This is a genomic window from Aromatoleum buckelii (assembly GCF_012910785.2).
Classification (GTDB): Bacteria; Pseudomonadota; Gammaproteobacteria; order Burkholderiales; family Rhodocyclaceae; genus Aromatoleum; species Aromatoleum buckelii.
Genome location: NZ_WTVH02000010.1, coordinates 1,098,716 through 1,119,146, shown reverse-complemented (window position 1 = coordinate 1,119,146; position 20,431 = coordinate 1,098,716). Strand labels below are relative to the sequence as shown.

Genomic DNA, 20,431 nt, shown 5'->3' with positions numbered 1-20,431 from the left:
CCGCGATTTGTTAAACTAGCGCCTTTGTCCGACGCCCGAGCCGCCGTGAACCCGCTGCTGATCTCCCGCTACACCGCCACCTCCTGCCTCGGCAGAGGCATCGGGCCGATGCGCGATGCGCTCGCCGCGGGCCGTTCGGGCCTGAAACACTGTGACTTCGATGGCGTTGCGCTCGAAACCTGGATCGGCGAAGTCGCCGGCGCGGACGACGAGGCGCTGCCGGAGCACCTGCGCGGTTTCGACTGCCGCAACAACCGGCTCGCGCAGATCGGCTTCGAACAGGACGGGTTCGCCGAGGCGGTGCGGGACGCGATAAGGCGCTACGGCCCCGACCGGATCGGCGTGTTTCTCGGCACAAGCACCGCTGGGATCCTCGAAACCGAGCTCGCCTACCAGCGCCGCGATCGGGCCAGCGGCGCGCTACCGGCCGGTTTCAACTATGCCGGCTCACACAATCCGTTTTCAGTCGCCGCGTTCGTGCAGGCCGCGTTCGGACTTGGCGGGCCGGCGAACGTCGTGTCGTCAGCCTGCTCGTCGAGCGCCAAAGTGTTCGCGTCGGCGCGACGCATGATTGAAGCGGGCCTGATCGACGCGGCGATCGTCGGGGGCGTCGATTCGCTGTGCCTGACGACGCTGTACGGCTTCGCTTCGCTGGAACTCACGTCGAAGCAGGCGTGTCGGCCGTTCGACCTGGGCCGCGACGGCATCTCGATCGGCGAAGCGGCTGCGTTCGCGCTGCTCGAACGCGTCAGCGAGCCACTTGCCGACGATGCGATCCTGCTCCTCGGCGTCGGCGAATCGAGCGACGCCTATCACATGTCCTCGCCGCACCCCGAAGGCCTCGGCGCGCGACGGGCGATGGAAGCGGCGCTCACCGCCGCTGGGCTGGAGCCGGGCGACATCGACTACATCAACCTGCACGGCACGGCGACCCCGAGCAACGACAGCGCGGAGAGCAAGGCCGTGCGCGCGCTGTTCGGTGCAGCGACCGCCTGCAGCTCCACGAAAGGGGCAACCGGCCACACGCTCGGCGCGGCCGGCGGCGTCGAAGCGGTGATCGCCGCGCTGGCGCTGCGCGACGGCTTTCTCCCCGGCAGCCCCAACACGTGCGATCCCGAGCCGGACATGAATTACCTCCTCGCCAGCCGCCCGGCACGCGTCCGGCGCGTGCTCAGCAACTCGTTCGGCTTCGGCGGCACGAACTGCAGCCTCGTGATCGGCCGCGCGCAATGACCGGCCCGACCCGTTCGCTGCCCGGCGCGTGGATCAGCGGCATCGGCCTGCTCGGCCCGGGCCTGCGCGACTGGCCCGGCGCCGCCGCGATCCTCGCCGGCGAGGCCCTCTGGGTGCCGGCCGATACCGTGCTCAGCGCGCCGGAACAGCTGCCCGCGGCCGAACGGCGCCGTTCGGTGCGCGTCGTCAAGCTCGCGCTGACCGTCGGCCTCGAAGCCGTGACGGCCGCCGGAGCCGACGCATCGGCTCTCGCAACGGTGTTCAGTTCGTCCGGCGGCGACGGCCACAACTGCCACCTGATCTGCGAAGCGCTGGCATCCGACGATCGCCAGGTCTCGCCGACCCGTTTTCACAACTCGGTGCATAACGCCGCTGCCGGCTACTGGGGCATCGCAACCGGCGCGACGGCTCCGGCAGCCGTGCTGTGCGCGTTCGACGGCAGCTTCGCCGCGGGACTCCTCGAAGCGCTGGTGCAGGTCAGCGTCGAGCGCGTGCCGAGCCTGCTGATCGCCTACGATGCCGACTACCCGGAACCGCTACGCGCGGCGCGCCCGGTGCCCGATGCGTTCGGCACGGCGCTGCTGCTGACGCCGGAGCCGGGCGCGACTCACTTCGGCCGCATCCGTGCCGGGCTGACGACTGCCGCGGCCGACGCGCTCGCCGATCCGGCCCTCGACACGTTGCGCCGCGCGATTCCCGCTGCCCGCAGCCTACCGCTGCTCGCCGCGATCGCGCGCGGCGAAGCGGGGCGGATCGTGCTCGACTATCTCGACCATGCCCGCGTCGCGGTCGACTTCAGCGCATGACCTCGCAACCGGCGCCACTGGACCGCGCCGCGATCGCCGCGCGCATTCCGCATCACGGCTCGATGTGCCTGCTCGACAGGGTCGATGCGTGGGACGCCGAATCGATCCGCTGCCGGGCGACCAGCCACCGTGATCGGGCCAATCCGCTACGCGATACGCGTGGCCTGCCAGCGACTGCCGCAATCGAATATGCGGCGCAGGCGATGGCGGTCCACGGCGCGCTGCTCGCACCAGCCGATGGCACGCCGCGTGCGGGTTACCTCGCCAGCGTGCGCAGCGTCGAGCTCGCCGTGGCGCAGCTCGACACCATTGCCGGTGAACTCGAAGTCCGTGCGGAGCGGCTAACCGGCAACGACAGCCAGGTGCTGTACGGTTTCACCGTCTGCGCCGCAGGCACGACGCTCGTTTCGGGGCGTGCCGCAGTGATTCTCGATGCGGCCGCGCCCGGCGCCGGCCTTTCCCGGAGTCTCCCTTGAAACGCGCCCTGGTCACCGGCGGCAGCGGCGGCATCGGCGCCGCGATCTGCCGCCGCCTCGCAGCCGACGGCTGCCACGTCTTCGTCCATGCTCATCGCAACCTCGACCAGGCGCGCGCGCTCGTCGACGACATCCTGGCGGGCGGCGGCAGCGCAACGCCAGTCGGGTTCGATGTCACCGATGCCGCCGCAACATCGGCCACGCTCGAGACCCTGCTCGCCGAAGCGCCAATCCAGATCCTCGTGAACAATGCCGGCATCCACGACGACGCGGTGTTCCCGGGGATGCGCGCGCAGCAGTGGCAGCGCGTCATCGACGTGTCACTGAACGGGTTCTTCAATGTCACGCAGCCGCTGACGATGCCGATGATCCGCACTCGTTGGGGGCGCATCATCACGATCTCGTCGGTTGCGGCGATCACCGGCAACCGCGGCCAGACGAACTACGCTGCGGCGAAAGGGGCGCTGCATTCGGCGAGCCGCTCGTTGTCGCAGGAACTCGCGAGCCGCGGCATTACCGTCAATGTCGTCGCACCGGGAATCATCGACACGGCGATGAGCGAAGACACGTTCGACGCGGCCGCGATCGCCCGGCTGGTGCCGATGAAACGTGCCGGCCGCCCGGCGGAAGTCGCCGACCTGGTCGGTTTCCTCGCGTCCGACCAGGCCGCGTACATCAGCGGCCAGGTGATCTCGATCAACGGCGGGATGATCTAACTCTGACGCTCGGCGCGCTTGCCGCGGCCGGAAGCGTAGCGCCGCGCGGCGAGCAACGGCAGGCGCAGCAGGAAGCCGAAGAACAGCCGCGTGTGCATCCACGTCAGCAGCAGGTTGTCGCGCAGGTAGTTGAAATGCGATACGCCGCCTTCGTCGGGCGCGAAGTATCGCACCGGCGCCGGCAGGTTCACCGGCGGCACGCCGGCCCAACTCATCCGCACGACCGCTTCGGGGTCGAAATCGAAACGGCGCATCCAGCGCTGCCCGCGCATCACGCGCGCAAGCGGCGCGATCGGATAGACGCGGAAGCCGAACAGCGAATCGCCGATTCCCGTCCACAAGGTTTCGAGGTTCGCCCACCAGTTCGACACGCGCCGGCCCCGCACGCGCAGCGCCGGAGCACCGGCGTCGAACACCGGCACACCAAGAATCATCGCTTCGGGCCGCGCCTGCGACGCCGCCATGAAGTCCGAAATCAGCTCGGCCGGGTGCTGGCCGTCCGAATCCATCGTCAGCACGTGCGTGAAGCCTTCGCCCGCAGCGAGCTCGATACCGTGGAGCACCGCCGCGCCCTTGCCGAGGTTTTTCGGCAGCACGATGACTCGCAGCCCCGGATCGTCGTCCGCCATCGCCCGCAGAGCCTCGGTCGTGCCGTCGGTGCTGCCGTCGACGACGACCCACACCGGCAGCCATTCCCGGCGCGCCGCGCGCACGGTGTCGAAAACCTTGCTTCCCGGGTTGTAGCTCGGGATCAGCAGCAGGTGAGTGGAAGCGGATTCAGCCGCGCTCGGCGCTGGCTGCGGCGTCGTCGTGCCGTCGGGGCGACGCTGCGGATGCCGGAAAGTCGGGAAGCGTTGCATGCTGGAGTTCCGACGCAAAGTAGTGTTCGAGTTCCCGCATGAATTCCTGCACATTGCGTGCCGGCTCGAAGCGTTTGCCGAGCCGCACGTGGTAGGTGACCGGCATTTCAGGCCGGCGGAACAGCGGCCAGCCCTTGCACAGGTACGGCGACGCGGTTTCGATGAAGATCGTCTGCACCGGCACTTTCGCGCGGCGTGCGATCAACCCGACACTGCTCATCAATGGGTTCATAGGCAGTCTAGTCGTGCGCGTCCCTTCCGGAAAGACCAGCAGGTGACTTCCAGCGGCCAAGTCTTCGGTCGCGCGCATGACCATGCGCAGCGGTGAATCGTTGCGGATGTAACGGGCAAGGCGTGCGCCTGCGCCGAGGAAAACGTTGTCCATCAGCCCCGCCTTCATGATGCACGCGACGTCGGGCAGGCGCGAAATCACCATCACGGCGTCGAGCAGGCACGGATGATTCGGCGCGAGGATCAGCGGCCCTTGCCCACGCAGCGCATCGAGTTCGCGCAGATCGAAGCGGCACGCGCCGATCAAGGTCAGGAAGCGCAGATAGCCGTGGAAGTTCCAGCTGATCACGCGACGCCCGAGCTGCCGCCCGAGCGAGCCTGGCAGCAGCGGCTGCAGCGCCATTGCGAACGGCGTCCACAGCAGGCACACCGTCCCGAGGTAGAAGAGGCCGAGGTGCAGCAGCACGGTTTCGTGCGCGACGCGCAGCCAGCTACGCCGGATTGCGGGCTCACTCATCGGCCAGCACCCGCTGCGAGGATTCGCCGATCAGCCAGGTCACGGCAAAGCCCGCGGCGAAGTAATTGCGGCTCGTCACAAGCGGGCTGTCGAGGAATACCGCGCCGGCCAGCGTGTCGTAGCGGACGAAAGCGCCGGCCCACCCACCTGCAAACCGCTTCGACAGCGCTGCGAGGAACTGCGTGCCGGCATAGCCGCCTTGCGCGTCGTATACGGGTCGGGCGGCGGTCGCATCGCGCACATCGACGCCATAGAAATAACGGTGCTGGCGGCGGTCGCCGAACACCGGGCCAGCGACGAGCCCGAGCGTCCAGCCGTCCATCCCGGGAGGGTCACGCCAGTCGAGGTTGAGCTGCGGCGTGAACTGCCACCCGGTCGATTCGGGATGGCTTTCGACCGTCACCCCGACGCGCAGCGGCAAGCGTACGCGCAGCTTCCGGCGCTCGTCGGCGCTCTGCCACAAGCGCACGTCCAGCGAGGGTCCGATCTCGACCGTCGGCTCGAGATCGTCCATGCCGGCGCGCACGTCCACGTCCTCACTGCTGGCCGGGGGCGACGCGGCGAGGCTCAGACTGAGCTCGACCCGCTCGGAGTCGAAGAACGTGCCGCGCAGGCCGCGCCGGTCCGCTTTCAGGAATTCGCCGCGGTAGATCACGTATGGCACGGGAAGCACGAACACCCGGTTCTCGTCCGAGCCGCGATACGCCGGAAACTGCAGCACGCCGACTCCCGCACCGAGTTCCCACAGCGGTTTTTCATCGTCTGCAGCGATGCACGCTCCGGCCGCCACGAGCATGCCTGCCATGACGACTGCGCGTGCCCGCCTCGGCAGGCAACTCCGGCGCACGGCGGTCATTCGGCCACGGCCAGAACGTACGCTCCCGAGTCCGGGCCGCTTGTCGCCGTGATCGACCGGGCCGAAACCCGACCGAACTCCACACCTGCCATCATGCCTCCCGGATGAATCTTCATTTCGCTGATCGCGCGGAATTATACCGGCTGCCCGCACCGATGGTGGTCCCCCGGCCGGTCCCTGACAGGGTCGGCCCGGACACGGCTTAGAATCTGTCCACCTGCATGCGCCGCGACGAATCACGGCCGAATCACGGCAGTTCGCGCACCCGCAGGTAACGGGGAAAGCGCGGCAGGCCTTTCGCGGTGAGTTCGCGGTAACGGTAGGTCACGGTCGCGCCAATGGGCGGAGGAGCGCGCCGTTGCGCGTCGGAGAATCCGCTGCCGATGCGAAAGCGGCGTCCGTCGGGCGTTTCGACTTCGAGCGCCCCGAGCATGCCCTGGAGCCGGCCCTTGCCGGGCCGATGCGCCACGACGCGCGCTTCGGCGTCCAGCCAGGGCGTCAGCTTCAGCAGCACGTCGCTGCGCCCGGCAACCCACTGCGCATCGGCGCGATGCAGCATAAGGCCTTCTCCCCCGGCAGCGACGACACGCTCGAAGCGGCGCTGCAGCGCTGCCGCGTTGGCGACACGAAACTGCTCGACCGCCTCCAGCCACGGCGGCCCGCCGGCCGTGACTGCCCTGATCCTGGCGATGCGCGCGGTGAAGCTGCCGGGTGCTTCCGGCATCTCGAACACCATGTAACGTACCTGCCGCCATTCGTCGTCGACCGGTTGCTGCTTGCGCACCACGCCCGACAGCTGCTCGAAGCTGCGCCGGCCGATCCACAACTCGCCGTCGAGCGCCTCCCGCGGCAAGCCGTCCAGGAACCATTGCGGTGCCGCGATCGGCTGCCCGCTGCGAAAGCGCAACATCCGCCCGTCCCACAGTGCCCTCACGCCGTCGAGCTTTTCGCTGACCCAGTATGCCGCCGGATCGACGTCGTCGCGATACACCATTGCGAGCGTCGCGGCAGGTCCGCTCGCGGTATCGGCAGCCGCCGGCAGCGGCGACGCGAGCAGCACGACGGAAAGAAGCGTCGCAAGGACCTGCGGCCGGACGCCGTTTTCGCGGCTGACTCGACCGATGCGGCGAAAACGGGAAAGCGACAGCGAGAATGGGCTCATCGGGCGCGGGCCTCCGGGTTGTGATGCGATTGGCATTTTACGGCCTTTCGCGCGTGACAGCACCGCGATCGGCGCCCAACGCTTTGGGACCTCGTCCCTTTGCGCGGCCTACGGGAACGCGCGGGACGCCGATCGCGCTTCGCCGCTACAATTCCTTCCCGGATTCTCCGCCACCGCTCCCCGCCACCGCCCAGCCCCCGATGCAGCCCTCCGTCCTCCTCCTGCTCGGCCCCACTGCCAGCGGCAAGACCGCTTCCGCACTGGCACTGGCGCGCGTGCTGCCGATCGAGATCGTCAGTGTCGATTCGGCCCTCGTCTATCACGACATGGACATCGGCACCGCGAAGCCGACCGCAGCGGAACGCGCCGCCTGCCCGCACCACCTGATCGACATCGTGTCGCCCGAAGAAAGCTACTCGGCAGCCCACTTTCGTCGCGACGCGCTGCGGCTGATCGGCGAGATCCACGCGCGCGGGCGCATCCCGCTGCTCGCCGGCGGCACGATGCTGTACTTCAAGGCGCTGCGCGACGGGCTGTCGGACCTGCCCGCTGCCGACGCCGACCTGCGCGCGGACATCGATGCCGCCGCGGCGCGCCTCGGCTGGCCCGCCCTGCATGCGCAACTCGCACAGCTCGATCCGGACGCCGCCGCGCGGCTCGACCCGGCCGACGCGCAGCGCATCCAGCGCGCGCTCGAGATCGTGCGCTTGACCGGACGCCCGCTTGCCGAGAGCTACGCCCGGCGCGAGGCCGCAGCGCTGCCGTTCCGCATGCTGCCGATCGCGCTCGTGCCGTCGGATCGCGCGGTGCTGCATGCGCGCATCGAGCAGCGCTTCGACCAGATGCTCGCGGCCGGCCTCGTCGACGAGCTGCGTGCGCTGCGCGCGCGCTACACGCTCGACGCGGCGCTGCCGTCGATGCGCTGCGTCGGCTACCGGCAGGTATGGGAATATCTCGACGGCCGCGACGATTACGACACGATGCGCTTCAAGGGCATCGCCGCGACGCGCCAGCTCGCCAAGCGGCAGCTCACGTGGCAACGCCAGTTCCGCGACAGCTGGCCCGGGCTCGTCGAGCTCGACTGCCTGCGCGCGGACCTGACCGATGCCGTCGGCGCAGCCGCAACGCGCCTGCTCGCCGCCTCACGGGACGCCGCGCACTAGCGCGACGCCGAACAGCCACACGACCGCGAGCGCGTAGGCCGCGATGCAGTAGCGCAGGTTCGCACGCGCGAGCCCGAGCGCCGGCAGCGCGAAGCGCCCTTGCAGCGACAGATGCACGCCGGACATCGGATTGAGCGCAAGGCCGATGCCCCAGCTCATCAGGAACATCAGCGCGAGCAGCAGCGGGTCGGGCGCGAGCGGCGCGAGCCACGCCGACGCGATGACGATCGTCACCACCGCATGCACGCCGATCGCCGACAGCGCAATCATCAGCCCGAGCACGAGCGCCGCCTGGAGCGGGCCGAATCGCTCGAACGGCAGCCAGCCGGAATCGGTCTGCATCAGCGCCTGCAGGCCGGTCGCGAGCACGCCTGCGGCGAGGAACAGCATCAGCTCGCCGGACATCGCCGGCAGGCGCCGCTGGGCGTGATCGATGATGCGTTCGAGGCCGTCGCCCGGCCCGCTGCGCACAAACACTGCGGTCACGCTGATCGCCAGCGCCGCACCGGTGATGATCGCGAGCGACGACCACGCGGGCAGCAGGAAATGACCCGCGCTCACGATGCCCGTCAGCGCGAGCGGCAGCCACAGCGCCGACAGGCGCATCGGAAAACCGACGAAGTCGGGATCCTCGCCCGCTGCCGCCGGCGGCAGCGTCCGCCCCGCGACCCACACCAGTACCGCTGCCAGCGGGGCGCCGGCAAGCGCTACGTCGGCAAGGCGGGCCTGGGGCGCATACGTCAGCGCGACCGCCATGGCGCCGAAGAACGGCGACCACAGCGCCGCGAGCATGAAGGGGCGCGCGATCGCGGCGGCCTGTCGCGGCGACAGCCGCCCGGCCTGCGCAAGCCGCTCGGCGACGATGAAAATCACCGACATGTTGATCACGGCGCCGAAAACGTGCACGCCGGCCATCGTCTGCCACAACGCGCGTCGCCCGCGCGGAAGGGGTCGGTCGTCGTCGCTCCCCATGCCGACGAGCTGCAGAAAGCTCACCGCGGCGAGCATTCCGAGCAGCGGCGTGTTCTTCGTCAGCAGGCCGCTCCACGAAGGGCTCTGGTCGCGCCACAGCGCAACCGCGAGCGCGACGGCGCCGAGCCCGGAAAGGATGATCGCGAAGCGGTGCTGCTTGTGGTCGAGGCGCGGCCACAGCGCGATTGCCGCACCCCACGCGGCGAGGCCGGCGGGCCAGGCCGGAACGCCGGTGCGCGCACCGTACGCGAGCGACAGCAGCACCAGCGCCATCATCAGCCACGCGGCGAGAGCCGAACGCGGCCGCGAAAGGACTTGTTGAGGCTGCGAATGCGGCACTTATTCTGTCGCCGCGACCGGCTGTTCGGCCTCGATGCGGGTGCGCTCGCGGCGTGCGAGGAGCGTATAGACGGTCGGCACGACGAACAGCGTGAACACCGTGCCGAGCAGCAGGCCGCCGACGATGACCCAGCCGATCTGCTGCCGGCTCTCGGCGCCGGCGCCGGTCGCGAGCGCGAGCGGGATCGAGCCGAGCACCATCGCCCCGGTCGTCATCAGGATCGGGCGCAGCCGCAGCACCGACGCGGCGATGACCGCATCGCGCAGCGCAGCGCCCTCGTCGCGCAGCTGGTTCGCGAACTCGACGATCAGGATGCCGTGCTTCGTGATCAAGCCGACGAGCGTGACGAGCCCGATCTGGCTATACACGTTCAGCGTGCCGCCGGTGAAATACAGCGCCGCGAGCGCGCCGGTCATCGACAGCGGCACCGTCAGCATGATGATGAACGGGTCGCGGAAGCTCTCGAACTGCGCCGCGAGCACGAGGTAGATGAACGCCAGCGCAAGCACGAAAGTCAGCGCGAGGCTCGCCGAGCTGGTCTTGAATTCGCGCGACTGGCCGTCGTAGTCGATCGCGTAGCCGGCGGGCAGCACTCGCGCCGCCGTCTGTTCGAGAAACGCCAGCGCTTCGCCGAGCGCAAGATCCGGCGCGAGGTTTGCCGAGATCGTCACCGACCGCCGCTGGCCGAAGTGGTTGAGCTCGCGCGGGCTGACCGTCTCGCGCACCTGCACGAGGTTCGCGAGCGGCACCATCTCGCCGCTTTTGCCGCGCACGTAGATCTCGCGGATGTCGCGCGCAATGGCGCGGCTTGCCGCCTCGACCTGCACGATCACGTCGTACTGCTCGGCGTCCTTCTTGTAGCGCGTAACCTGCCGCCCGCCGAGCATCGTCTCGAGCGTGCGGCCGATCACGTCGACGGGAATTCCGAGGTCGGCGGCGCGGTCGCGGTCGACGTCGACGGCGAGTTCCGGCTTCGTCAGCTTCAGGTCGGTGTCCGGCGACACGAAGCCCGGATGGGCGCGCAGCTCGTCGAGCATCCGCTCGGTGTGGCGTGCGAGTTCGTCATACGACTCCGACGTTGTGATGACGAAGCTGACCGGACGCGAGCGGGAGCTCTGCCCAAACGCGGCGGGCAGCACGGGGAACGCGAGCAGCCCCGGTACCGCCGAGAGCTTCGGCCGCAGCTCGCCCGCGATCTCGGCGGCGCTGCGCTCGCGCTCGGCCCAGTCGGTGAAGCCGGCGAACGAGATCCCTTGGGACACCGTCGGGTTGCCGGAAATGACGAGGTAGCGGTCGACTTCCGGCGTCTGGGCGAAAATCGCCTCGACCTGTTCGGCGTAGCGCCCCATGAAGTCGATCGTCGCGCCTTCCGGCCCCGAAAAGATGCCGACGACGCGGCCGCGGTCCTCGACCGGCGCGAGTTCCGTCTTCAACGTCTTGAGCAGCACCAGCGACAAGCCGGCGACGACGATGAACGCGAGCACCACGGCCCAGCGCAGTTGCAGCGCGGCGATCAGCGCGCGGCGGTAGCCGTTGGTCAGCCCGCCGAGGAACCGCTCGATCGCGTTGTAGAAGCGGCCGTGCCGCTGCTCGTGGCGCAGCAGCTTCGAGCACATCATCGGCGACAGCGTCAGCGCGACGAAGCCCGACACGATCACCGCGCCGGCGAGCGTCAGCGCGAACTCGGTGAACAGCTTGCCGGTGCGTCCGGTCATGAACGCGACCGGCGCATACACCGCGGCGAGCGTGATCGTCATCGCGACGACAGCGAAGCCGATCTCGCGCGCGCCCCGAAAAGCCGCCTGGACGGGCTCCATGCCGTCCTCGACATGCCGGTAGATGTTCTCGAGCACGACGATGGCGTCGTCGACGACGAGGCCGATCGCGAGCACCAGCGCGAGCAAGGTCAGCGTGTTGATCGAGAAGCCGAACACCAGCATCAGCGTGAACGCGCCGACGAGCGACACCGGAATCGTCACCAGCGGCACCAGCATCGCGCGCCAGTTGCGCAGGAAGAAGAAGCAGATCATCGCGACCAGCAGCACGGCCTCCCAGATCGTCGCGAACACCGATGCGATCGAGCGTTCGATGAACACGGTCGTGTCGTTCGCGATGCTCATCGTCATGCCTTCGGGCAGCTCGGCTTCGAGCACCGGCATCATCTCGACGAGCCCGCGCTTGAGGTCGAGCGGGTTCGCGACCGACTGCTTGATCAGGCCGAGCGACACCGCCGGCTTGCCCATGAAGCGCACCAGCGTGCGCTCGCTCTGCGCGGCGACTTCGACGCGACCGATGTCGCGGATACGGACCGGGCGCCCATCGGCCGTCCCGGGTTCGCGCACGACGATCGCCTCGAACTCCTGCGGCTCGTCGAGATCGGTCTGCGCGACGACAGCGAATTCGCGCTCGCGGCTTTCGATGCGCCCGGCCGGCAGCTCGACGTTCTGGCGCCGGATCGCGTCCTCGACGTCCTGCGGCGTGAGGTTGAACGCCGCCAGCCGGTCGCGATCGAGCCAGATGCGCATCGAATAGCGGCGCTCGCCGAACACGCGCGCGTCGGCGGCGCCGGAGAGCGTCTGCAGCCGCGGCTTGACGATGCGGCTGGCGATGTCGCTCAGTTCGAGCGACGAGTGGCGATCCGACGAGAACGCGATCCAGATGATCGGGCTCGCGTCGGCCTCGACTTTTGCGATCACCGGCTCGTCGATGTCGTCGGGCAGCTGGCGCCGCGCGCGGGACACACGGTCGCGTACGTCGGCCGCGGCGCTGTCGGCGTCGCGCTCGATGCGAAAGCGGATCGTGATCTGGCTGCGCTCCTGGCGGCTGATCGACTGGATCACGTCGACGCCTTCGATGCCGGCGAGCGAATCCTCGAGCGGCTTCGTGACCTGCGATTCGACAATCTCGGCGCTCGCGCCGGTGTAGGTCGTATCGACGGTGACGACCGGCTCGTCGATGTTCGGGTATTCGCGCACCGTCAGGCGCGAATACGACATCAGCCCGACGAGCAGCACCAGCAGCGACAGCACCGTCGCGAACACCGGACGCTTGATGCAGATTTCGGACAGGATCATCGCGCGTCTCCGGTCAACCGGCTCCGCCGGCGACGCCTGCCGAAGGCACCTCGCCGGTCCCGTCCGCGCGCACGACGCGCACCGGCGCCCCGTCGCGCAGCTTGAGCTGGCCCGCCGTCACGACGACGTCGCCGGCCTGCAGGCCGCGCACGACTTCGACGCGGGTGCCGCGCCGCACCCCGGTCGACACCTCGACGCGCTGCGCCTTGCCGTCGACGACGCGATAGACGAACTGCACGTTGCCGGGCGCCGACACCAGCGCCTCCTCGGGCAGGATCGCGACGTCAGCGCGCTGCTGCAGGATCAGCCGCACGCGCGCAAACATCCCCGGGCGCAGCCGCAGTCCTTCGTTCGGCAACGTCGCGCGCATCACGACGGAGCGCCCCTGTTCATCGACGAGCGGGTCGATCGCGGCGACCCGCGCTTCGAAGCGCTGATCGGGAATCGCGTCGGAGGTGAGTTCGAGCGTCTGCCCGGGGCGCACGCGCGCGAGATAGTTTTCCGGCAGGCGGAAATCGACTTTCAGCGTCGCGATGTCCTCGAGATTGACCAGGTCGTCGCCTTCCTTGACGTAGTCGCCGACGCTGACGTTGCGGATCCCGACGACGCCCGCGAACGGCGCGCGGATACGCATGCGCTCGAGATGGGCCTGGGCGAGCGCCATGTTCGCGCGCGCGACTTCGAGCTGCGAAGCGGCTTCGTCGCGCGCGGTGTGGCTAAGGAACTTGCGCTTGAAGAGATCGTCAGTGCGGCCGTAATTCGCCTCCGCGAGCGCGAGGTTCGCTTTCGCCTGCTGCACTTCGGCCTGCTGCACCGCTGCGTCGAGTTCGATCAGCACTTCGCCGCGTCGTACCGGCCCGCCTTCGCGGAACCGGATCGCGGCGATGCGGCCGGCGACTTCGGGCCGCAGCACGACCGATTCGTTCGAGCGCAGCGTGCCGACCGCAGTGACGTCGTCGGCGACGGTCTCGGACGTCACGGTGACGGTCTCGACACTGACCGGCACCGCATTGGCCGCAGCACCGGCTGCGCCGCCACTGCCTCGCTCGGCCACAGGCGCCGCGCCGGGCGGCTGCGGTATCGCCGGGCTGCGGTTCGCGTAATACGCGTAGCTCGCAAGCGCGGCGAGGCCGACGAGGCTGAGGGCGACGATCAGGCGACGAGGGGCGGGCATGAAGGACGGAGGCTCTGGTGACGGACCTGCCCGCGACGGGACTGGCGAAAGTTCGGAAAAACCGCGCGCATCGGATGTCGGCGCGCCCCTGGCGTTTGCCGCGCGCGCCGCGGCGCGGAGAGGCACCCGCGCAACGGACCGCACATCCGGCCGAACTCAGCCGACTGTCGTCTGCGCCGCGCCTTCGGCCCGCGACTCGATCCGGCCGAGCCGATAGACGGTTTCGCCCGCGGCCTCGAGGTTCTGCACGGCCACGTCGGCCTGCGCCGCCGATACGATAACGACCATGCCGACGCCGCAGTTGAAGACGCGATACATTTCCTGCGCGTCGACGTTGCCGGCGTCCCTGAGCCATTGGAACAGCGGCGGCAGCGTCCACGACGACGCCTCCAGCCGCGCCGTGAGCGTCTCGCCGAGGATGCGCGGCACGTTCTCGAGCAGGCCGCCGCCGGTGATGTGCGCCATGCCCTTGACGACGCCGGGGATCGCCTGCATCAGGCCGAGCATCGGCTTCACGTACAGGCGCGTCGGCTCGAGGATCACGTCGCGCAGCGGACGGCCGTGGAAGTCGGCGTCGAGGTCGGGCTTGGCAAGGTCGATGATCTTGCGGATCAGCGAATAGCCGTTCGAATGCGCGCCGCTCGACGCGAGGCCGAGGACGACGTCGCCGGGGACGATCCGCGAGCCGTCGATGATCTCGGACTTCTCGACTGCGCCGACCGCGAAGCCGGCCAGGTCGTATTCGCCGTCGGGGTACATCCCCGGCATCTCGGCGGTCTCGCCGCCGATCAGCGCGCAGCCGGACAGCTCGCAGCCGCGCGCAATGCCGCCGACGACCGCTGCCGCAGTATCGACATCGAGCTTGCCGCAGGCGAAGTAGTCGAGAAAGAACAGCGGTTCGGCGCCCTGGACGAGAATGTCGTTGACGCTCATCGCGACCAGATCCTGGCCGACGGTGTCGTGCCTGTTCAGCTGGAACGCGAGCTTGAGTTTCGTGCCGACGCCGTCGGTGCCCGACACCAGCACCGGCTCGCGGTACTTTTTCGACAGCTCGAACAGCGCGCCGAAGCCGCCGATGCCGCCCAGCACTTCAGGGCGCATGGTGCGTTTGGCGAGCGGCTTGATGCGGTCGACGAGCGCGTCGCCGGCATCGATATCGACACCGGCGTCGCGGTAGGAAAGCGAAGGTTTCGGGGAGCTCAAGTGGGTTCCTCTAGCGTGCGGAATGCGGGGGTCGGCCGGACCTGGCGAGCGGGAAACTTGAGGCCGCAACGCCAAGTGGCTACATTTACGGGTTTCGCGGGTCACTCCGGCACTTGCCGGGCATCCGCGCCAAGCTCGCGATTTTACTCGAAATGACCCAATCCCGCGCCGACCGTCTGCAATCCGCCGTGTGGGTAGGCGTAGCGCTTGCGCTCGTCGCGCTGCTCTACGCGCTCGGGCCGATCCTCGCGCCGTTCGTGATCGCGGCGGTGTTCGCATACATCTGCGACCCGGCGGTGCGCTGGATGGTCCGACGCCGCATCCCACGCCCCCTCGCAGTGCTGCTGGTGATCCTCGGCCTGGGCGCGATGTTGCTGCTGCTGCTGCTGATCCTCGCGCCGATGATCTATCGCGAGGCGATCGCGCTCGTCGGCCGTCTGCCGGATCTGATCGAGCTGCTCAATTCGCGCGTCGCGCCGCGACTGCTGGAGCGCTTCGGCATCGACGTGCAGCTCGATACGGCGTTCGTGCGCACCTGGATCACCGAGAACTGGAGCACTGCGCAGGACCTGGTGCCGGTCATCCTCGGCCACCTCCGCGAAGGCGGCAGCGCGCTGGTCGGCCTCGCGGCGCTCGTGCTGCTGATCCCGGTCGTGATGTTCTACCTGCTGCAGGACTGGCCGCACCTGGTCGCGAACGTGCAGGCCATCATCCCGCGCCCGATGCTGCCGCGCACGTTGCGCATCTTCAACGACATCGACTCGGTGCTGTCGCAGTTCCTGCGCGGCCAGCTCTCCGTGATGCTGCTGCTCGCGGTGTTCTACAGCGTCGGCCTGTGGCTGGCCGGACTGAAGTTCGCGCTGCCGGTCGGCGTCATCACCGGCCTGCTCGTTTTCATCCCGTACGTCGGCTTCGGCGGCGGCCTGATCCTCGCGATCCTCACTGCACTGCTGCAGGCCGACGGCTGGTCGCCGCTGATCGGCGTCGCGATCGTGTATAGCCTCGGGCAGGCAATCGAGAGCTTCGTGCTGACGCCCTACCTCGTCGGCGAGCGCATCGGCCTGCATCCGGTTGCGGTGATCTTTGCGCTGATGGCGTTCGGCCAGCTGTTCGGCTTCGTCGGCGTGCTCGTCGCGCTGCCGGCGAGTGCAGCGATCCTCGTCGGCTTGCGCGAACTGCGTACCGCGTGGGTCGCGAGCCGCCTCTACCAGGGCGACAACGAATCGCGCATCGAGGAGATCGGCAAGTGAAACAGCTCGTGCTCGACATCCGCCCCGATGCGCCGCCGACGCTCGACAACTTCGTCGTCGGCAGCAACGACGAACTGGTCGCCGCGCTCGACGCGATCGGACCCCACGCCGCTCACCTGTATCTTTGGGGCCCCGCAGGCAGCGGTCGCAGCCATCTGTTGCGTGCGGCGGTCGCCGGCGCGCTCGCCGCAGGGCGGCCGGCTCTCTACATCCCGGCCGCCGAGGCGGGTGACGAGCTGTCGCAGACCGGCGGCGCGCTGCTCGCGGTCGACGACGTCGACGCGCTCGACGCCGCGGCGCAGGTCGCGCTGTTCAACGCGTTCAACCGCGCGCGCGGCAACGGCCAGACGCTGCTCCTCGCTGGTGCGACCGCTCCGCTGCAGCTTGCGGTGCGCGAGGATCTGCGCACGCGCGTCGGACAGTGCCTGGTCTATGAAGTCCGCCCGCTCGACGATGAAGCGCGCGCGGCGATCCTGCGCACGCTCGCCGAACGGCGCGGCCTGCCGCTCGCCGACGAAGTGACCGATTTCCTGCTGCGCCACGGCCGTCGCGACCTGCCGAGCCTGCTCGCGGTGCTCGATGCGCTCGACTCCGCGTCGCTCGAACGCAAGCGCGCGGTCACGCTGCCGCTGTTGCGCGAGATGATCCAGGCCGGTCTCGACATATGAGCGCGGGCCCCCATCCTCGCATCGCGCCCGGCACGCCTGCTGCCCCGAACTACCCCCTCCCCTTCAAGGAAACCAGCTTGGACCTCGTACTCTTCGACCTCGACAACACGCTGCTCGACGGCGACTCCGATTTCGCGTGGGCGCAGTTCCTCATCGCCAAGGGCGTGCTCGACCGCGAAGTGCAGGAAGCGAAGAACATCGGCTTCTACGAGCAGTACAAGGCCGGCACGCTCGACATCTTCGAGTTCCTCGACTTTCAGCTCGCCCCGCTCGCGCGCCATCCGCGCGCGCAGCTCGATGCGTGGCACCGCGAATTCATGGCGACCGCCGTCGCGCCGATGATCACCGACAAGGCCCGCCGGCTCGTGCGCGAACAGCTCGACCGCGGCGCGCTGGTCGCAGTGGTCACGGCGACGAACAGCTTCGTCACCGGCCCGATCGTGCGCGAATTCGGCATTCCCCATCTCGTCGCGACGGTCCCGGCGCAGGAACACGGCGCCTTCACCGGCAAGCCGCGCGGCACGCCGGCGTTCAAGGCGGGCAAGATCGAGCGTGTCGACAGCTGGCTCGAGTCGCTCGGCCTGTATCACGGCAGCTTCTCGCGCTCGTGGTTCTACAGCGACTCGCACAACGACCTGCCGCTGATGGCGCGCGTCACCGATCCGGTCGCCGTCGACCCCGACGACACGCTGCGCGCGCAGGCGCTCGCCAACGGCTGGCCGGTCATCTCGCTGCGGTAAGGTGGCAGCAGTGCCCTGCAACCCCTGCGCATCGGTTATGATTGCACGCTTATGTTGACCGCTCCGCCCTCTTTCCAATGATCCGCAAGCTGCTGCGCAAAGTCTTCCAGCGCGCCGCGCTGCCAGTCGTGAATACCGAACCCGCGCTGATTCCCGTCGCTCAGCATGGCGTTCGCCGCGAACAGATCTCGCCGGTCGCGCGCAAGGTCTGCACCGTGCTGCAGGAACACGGCCACAAGGCCTTCGTCGTCGGCGGCGCAGTGCGCGACCTCCTGGTCGGCCACCCGCCGAAAGACTACGACGTCGCGACGAGCGCGACGCCCGAGGAAGTCCGTGCGCTGTTCCGCCGCTCGCGCATCATCGGTCGCCGCTTCAAGATCGTTCATGTCATGAGCGGTCCGGAGACGATCGAAGTGTCGACGTTTCGCGCGAGCCAGGTGGCGGAGAGCACTGAAACCGACGAACACGGCCGGGTGCTGCGCGACAACGTCTTCGGCTCGCAGGCCGAGGACGCAACCCGGCGCGACTTCACCGTCAACGCGCTGTATTACGATCCGACGACCGAGCAGATCGTCGATTACCACCACGGCGTCGCCGACCTGAAGCAGAAGACGCTGCGCATCATCGGCGACCCGCGCGCGCGTTACCGCGAAGACCCGGTGCGGATGTTGCGCGGCGTACGACTCGGCGCCAAGCTCGGGCTGACGCTCGACCCTGCCGCGCGCAACCCGATTCGCGAAATGGCATCGCTGCTCGAAAACGTGCCGGCCGCGCGGCTCTTCGACGAGATGCTGAAGCTGCTGTTCTCCGGCTACGCGCTGAAATGCCTTGAGCAGCTGCGCGAGGAAGGCCTGCACCACGGCCTGCTGCCGCTGCTCGACGTGATCCTTGAACAGCCGATGGGCGAACGCTTCGTCAGGCTGGCCCTCGAGAATACCGACGAGCGCGTGCGCCAGGACAAGTCGGTGTCGCCGGGCTTCCTGTTCGCGACGCTGCTGTGGCACGAAGTGCTCGCCGCGTGGGAAACGCGCAAGCGCAACGGCGAGCACACCCAGCCCGCGTTGTTCGCGGCGATGGACGACGTGCTCGAAGCGCAGGCCGGCAAGCTCGCGATTACGCGGCGCATCGTCGGGGACATCAAGGAAATCTGGGCGCTGCAACCGCGCTTCGACAAGTGCAGCGGCAAGACGCCCTACCGCCTCATCGAACAGCCGCGTTACCGCGCCGCATGGGACTTCCTGCGTTTGCGCGCGCAGTCGGGCGAAATCGACCTGGCGCTCCCCGAGTGGTGGGACCGGTTCGCACACGCCGGTCACGACGCGCGCGAAGCGCTGCTTGCCGAGGCAGCCGGCCGCGGCGAAGCGCCCGAGCGCAAGCGGCGCCGCCGCCGGCGCAAGCCGGCCGAGGCCGACACCGCCGCCGTCGACGCGTCATGAAACGATCCGGCCCCGGCCGGACCGGCGCCCCGCACGCTCCTGTGCGCGCCTTCGTCGCGCTGGGCGCGAACCTCGGCCAGTCGGTCGCGACGCTCCGGACCGCGTTCGAAGCCCTCGACAAGTTGCCCGACACGCATGTTGTCGCGCGCTCGGCGCTGTACCGCACAGCCCCGGTGGGTGTGCGCGGGCAGCCGGACTTCTTCAACGCGGTCGCCGCGCTCGAGACGACGCTGCCCGCACGGACGCTGCTCGACGCCTTGTTTGACATCGAAGCGCGCCTCGGCCGCACCCGCGCGTATCCTCAGGCGCCAAGAACGCTTGATCTCGACCTGCTGCTCTACGGCGACGACTGCGTCGATGAACCCGGACTCCAAATCCCGCATCCGCGCATGCACCTACGCGCCTTCGTGCTCGTCCCGCTCGCGGAAATCGCTCCGGCGGCGACGATCCCCGGCCGCGGGCGCGTCGCCGACCTCCTGTCGGAAGTGCGTGACCAGGCAGTCGAAAGGCTGCCGGACTGACCCCTCCGATGCCTGCGTGGCTGCAGACGATTCCGGTATGGCTTCAGACTGCGCTGCTCCTCGCCGCGTCGAACGTGTTCATGACGTTCGCGTGGTACGGGCACCTCAGGAACATGCAGTCGAAAGCCTGGTTCATCGCGGCGATCGTGAGCTGGGGCATCGCGCTGTTCGAATACCTGCTGCAGGTGCCGGCGAATCGCATCGGCGCGACGCAGTTCAGCCTTGCGCAGCTCAAGATCCTGCAGGAAGTCATCACGCTGCTCGTGTTCATACCGTTCGTCGTGCTTTACATGAAGCAGCCGATGAAGCTTGATTACCTTTGGGCCGCGTTGTGTATGCTGGGTGCGGTATATTTCATTTTCCGCAACTAGAGACGGGTCCGGCACATGCTCGACAAGGCGCGCTACATCGTCATCGAAGGGCCGATCGGCGCCGGCAAGACCTCCCTCGCGCGCCGGCTCGCGGAGCGGCTCGAGGCCGAGACGGTGTTCGAGCAGCCGGAGCGAAACCCGTTTCTCGGGCGTTTCTATCAGGACCCGCAACGCTGGGCGCTGCCGACCCAGCTGTCATTCCTGTTCCAGCGCGTCGACCAGCTCGCCGCGCTCGCCGAACGCGCCGATGCGCACCCGCGCGTCGTGTCGGACTTCGTTCTCGACAAGGATCAGCTGTTCGCAGCGCTCAACCTCGCCGATGACGAACTGGCGCTCTACCGCCGGATCTTCGAGAGCATGCAGCCGGCCGCGGTACGGCACCCCGACCTCGTGATCTATCTCCAGGCGAAACCCGAGACGCTGATCGAGCGTATCCGGCGCCGCGGCGTGGAAAGCGAACGCCGCATCACGGAACGTTACCTGGAACAGGTCGCCGAGCGCTACGCGCGGTTCTTCTACGATTACGAAGCGGCGCCGCTGTTCGTCGTCGACGCCGAGATCCTCAACCCGGTCGAGCAGGACGATGACTTCGAGCTCCTGCTCGACCGGCTGCGCAACATGCGCGGGTACCGCGAGTTCTTCGGCTACGCCGGCTGACCGCC

At 68.7% G+C, this 20,431-nt stretch carries 20 protein-coding genes; 12 read left to right on the top strand and 8 right to left on the bottom strand.

Translation table 11 applies throughout. The features are described 5' to 3' along the window. Positions 1 to 45: 45 nt before the first annotated feature. From GO608_RS15910 to fabG, 4 genes are read left to right on the top strand one after another with little or no spacing between them, the layout of a single operon-like run. Entirely contained in the window at positions 46 to 1,233 is a 1,188-nt protein-coding gene (locus GO608_RS15910; RefSeq protein WP_169200179.1) for a beta-ketoacyl-[acyl-carrier-protein] synthase family protein, read from the top strand. Beyond that, complete coding sequence (locus GO608_RS15905) at positions 1,230 to 2,039, top strand: beta-ketoacyl synthase chain length factor (protein WP_169200178.1); 810 nt, start codon at positions 1,230 to 1,232, stop codon at positions 2,037 to 2,039. Before GO608_RS15910 ends, GO608_RS15905 begins: the two co-directional genes overlap by 4 nt. Further along, positions 2,036 to 2,515, top strand: coding sequence for a hotdog family protein (locus tag GO608_RS15900; RefSeq protein ID WP_169200177.1), 480 nt, complete (start codon positions 2,036 to 2,038; stop codon positions 2,513 to 2,515). Before GO608_RS15905 ends, GO608_RS15900 begins: the two co-directional genes overlap by 4 nt. Then, positions 2,512 to 3,231 (top strand): 3-oxoacyl-ACP reductase FabG, encoded by a 720-nt coding sequence (fabG, locus tag GO608_RS15895; RefSeq protein WP_169200176.1) that lies wholly within the window; start codon positions 2,512 to 2,514, stop codon positions 3,229 to 3,231. The genes GO608_RS15900 and fabG overlap by 4 nt, the downstream gene beginning before the upstream one ends. On the opposite strand, the gene GO608_RS15890 is transcribed toward fabG, so the two are convergent. The 4 genes from GO608_RS15890 to GO608_RS15875 all read right to left on the bottom strand — a co-directional run bounded on the left by GO608_RS15890 (position 3,228) and on the right by GO608_RS15875 (position 6,857). After that, complete coding sequence (locus GO608_RS15890) at positions 3,228 to 4,091, bottom strand: glycosyltransferase family 2 protein (RefSeq protein WP_211159572.1); 864 nt, start codon at positions 4,089 to 4,091, stop codon at positions 3,228 to 3,230. The two genes, fabG and GO608_RS15890, sit on opposite strands and share 4 nt — an antisense overlap. Next, the gene (locus tag GO608_RS15885; RefSeq protein WP_169200175.1) at positions 4,009 to 4,839 is read right to left on the bottom strand and encodes a lysophospholipid acyltransferase family protein; all 831 of its coding nucleotides are present in this window, start codon (positions 4,837 to 4,839) and stop codon (positions 4,009 to 4,011) included. The genes GO608_RS15890 and GO608_RS15885 overlap by 83 nt, the downstream gene beginning before the upstream one ends. Then, the gene (locus GO608_RS15880; RefSeq protein ID WP_247003205.1) at positions 4,832 to 5,644 is read right to left on the bottom strand and encodes a MipA/OmpV family protein; all 813 of its coding nucleotides are present in this window, start codon (positions 5,642 to 5,644) and stop codon (positions 4,832 to 4,834) included. Before GO608_RS15880 ends, GO608_RS15885 begins: the two co-directional genes overlap by 8 nt. A gap of 298 nt (positions 5,645 to 5,942) precedes the next feature. Beyond that, a complete protein-coding gene (locus tag GO608_RS15875) occupies positions 5,943 to 6,857 on the bottom strand; it encodes a DNA ligase (protein WP_211159571.1) in 915 nt (304 codons plus the stop codon). 200 nt (positions 6,858 to 7,057) lie between these two features. On the opposite strand from GO608_RS15875, the gene miaA reads away from it, so the two are divergent. After that, positions 7,058 to 8,020: a tRNA (adenosine(37)-N6)-dimethylallyltransferase MiaA gene (gene miaA / locus GO608_RS15870; RefSeq protein ID WP_169199422.1), complete on the top strand. Its 963-nt coding sequence runs from the start codon at positions 7,058 to 7,060 to the stop codon at positions 8,018 to 8,020. Here the strand turns inward: miaA and GO608_RS15865 are convergent. From GO608_RS15865 to purM, 4 genes are all read right to left on the bottom strand, one after another. Further along, positions 8,000 to 9,268, bottom strand: coding sequence for a hypothetical protein (locus GO608_RS15865; RefSeq protein ID WP_247003204.1), 1,269 nt, complete (start codon positions 9,266 to 9,268; stop codon positions 8,000 to 8,002). The two genes, miaA and GO608_RS15865, sit on opposite strands and share 21 nt — an antisense overlap. A gap of 63 nt (positions 9,269 to 9,331) precedes the next feature. Beyond that, complete coding sequence (locus GO608_RS15860) at positions 9,332 to 12,406, bottom strand: efflux RND transporter permease subunit (protein WP_169199420.1); 3,075 nt, start codon at positions 12,404 to 12,406, stop codon at positions 9,332 to 9,334. A 13-nt stretch (positions 12,407 to 12,419) separates the two neighbouring features. Beyond that, positions 12,420 to 13,580 (bottom strand): efflux RND transporter periplasmic adaptor subunit, encoded by a 1,161-nt coding sequence (locus GO608_RS15855; RefSeq protein ID WP_169199419.1) that lies wholly within the window; start codon positions 13,578 to 13,580, stop codon positions 12,420 to 12,422. A 156-nt stretch (positions 13,581 to 13,736) separates the two neighbouring features. Then, on the bottom strand, positions 13,737 to 14,783 hold the full coding sequence (gene purM / locus GO608_RS15850; RefSeq protein ID WP_169199418.1) for a phosphoribosylformylglycinamidine cyclo-ligase: 1,047 nt from the start codon (positions 14,781 to 14,783) through the stop codon (positions 13,737 to 13,739). A 152-nt stretch (positions 14,784 to 14,935) separates the two neighbouring features. Between purM and GO608_RS15845 the strand changes: the two genes are divergently transcribed. From GO608_RS15845 to GO608_RS15815, 7 genes are all read left to right on the top strand, one after another. Then, the gene (locus tag GO608_RS15845) at positions 14,936 to 16,033 is read left to right on the top strand and encodes an AI-2E family transporter (protein WP_169199417.1); all 1,098 of its coding nucleotides are present in this window, start codon (positions 14,936 to 14,938) and stop codon (positions 16,031 to 16,033) included. Beyond that, complete coding sequence (gene hda, locus GO608_RS15840; protein ID WP_169199416.1) at positions 16,030 to 16,701, top strand: DnaA regulatory inactivator Hda; 672 nt, start codon at positions 16,030 to 16,032, stop codon at positions 16,699 to 16,701. Before GO608_RS15845 ends, hda begins: the two co-directional genes overlap by 4 nt. 77 nt (positions 16,702 to 16,778) lie before the next feature. Continuing rightward, on the top strand, positions 16,779 to 17,441 hold the full coding sequence (locus tag GO608_RS15835; protein WP_169199415.1) for a histidinol-phosphatase: 663 nt from the start codon (positions 16,779 to 16,781) through the stop codon (positions 17,439 to 17,441). 77 nt (positions 17,442 to 17,518) lie between these two features. Then, a complete protein-coding gene (pcnB, locus tag GO608_RS15830) occupies positions 17,519 to 18,877 on the top strand; it encodes a polynucleotide adenylyltransferase PcnB (RefSeq protein ID WP_169199414.1) in 1,359 nt (452 codons plus the stop codon). Next, entirely contained in the window at positions 18,874 to 19,398 is a 525-nt protein-coding gene (gene folK, locus GO608_RS15825; RefSeq protein WP_169199413.1) for a 2-amino-4-hydroxy-6-hydroxymethyldihydropteridine diphosphokinase, read from the top strand. Before pcnB ends, folK begins: the two co-directional genes overlap by 4 nt. 8 nt (positions 19,399 to 19,406) lie before the next feature. Next, positions 19,407 to 19,769, top strand: coding sequence for a DMT family protein (locus tag GO608_RS15820; RefSeq protein ID WP_169199412.1), 363 nt, complete (start codon positions 19,407 to 19,409; stop codon positions 19,767 to 19,769). A gap of 15 nt (positions 19,770 to 19,784) precedes the next feature. Continuing rightward, positions 19,785 to 20,426: a deoxynucleoside kinase gene (locus tag GO608_RS15815; protein WP_169199411.1), complete on the top strand. Its 642-nt coding sequence runs from the start codon at positions 19,785 to 19,787 to the stop codon at positions 20,424 to 20,426. Positions 20,427 to 20,431: the final 5 nt, after the last annotated feature.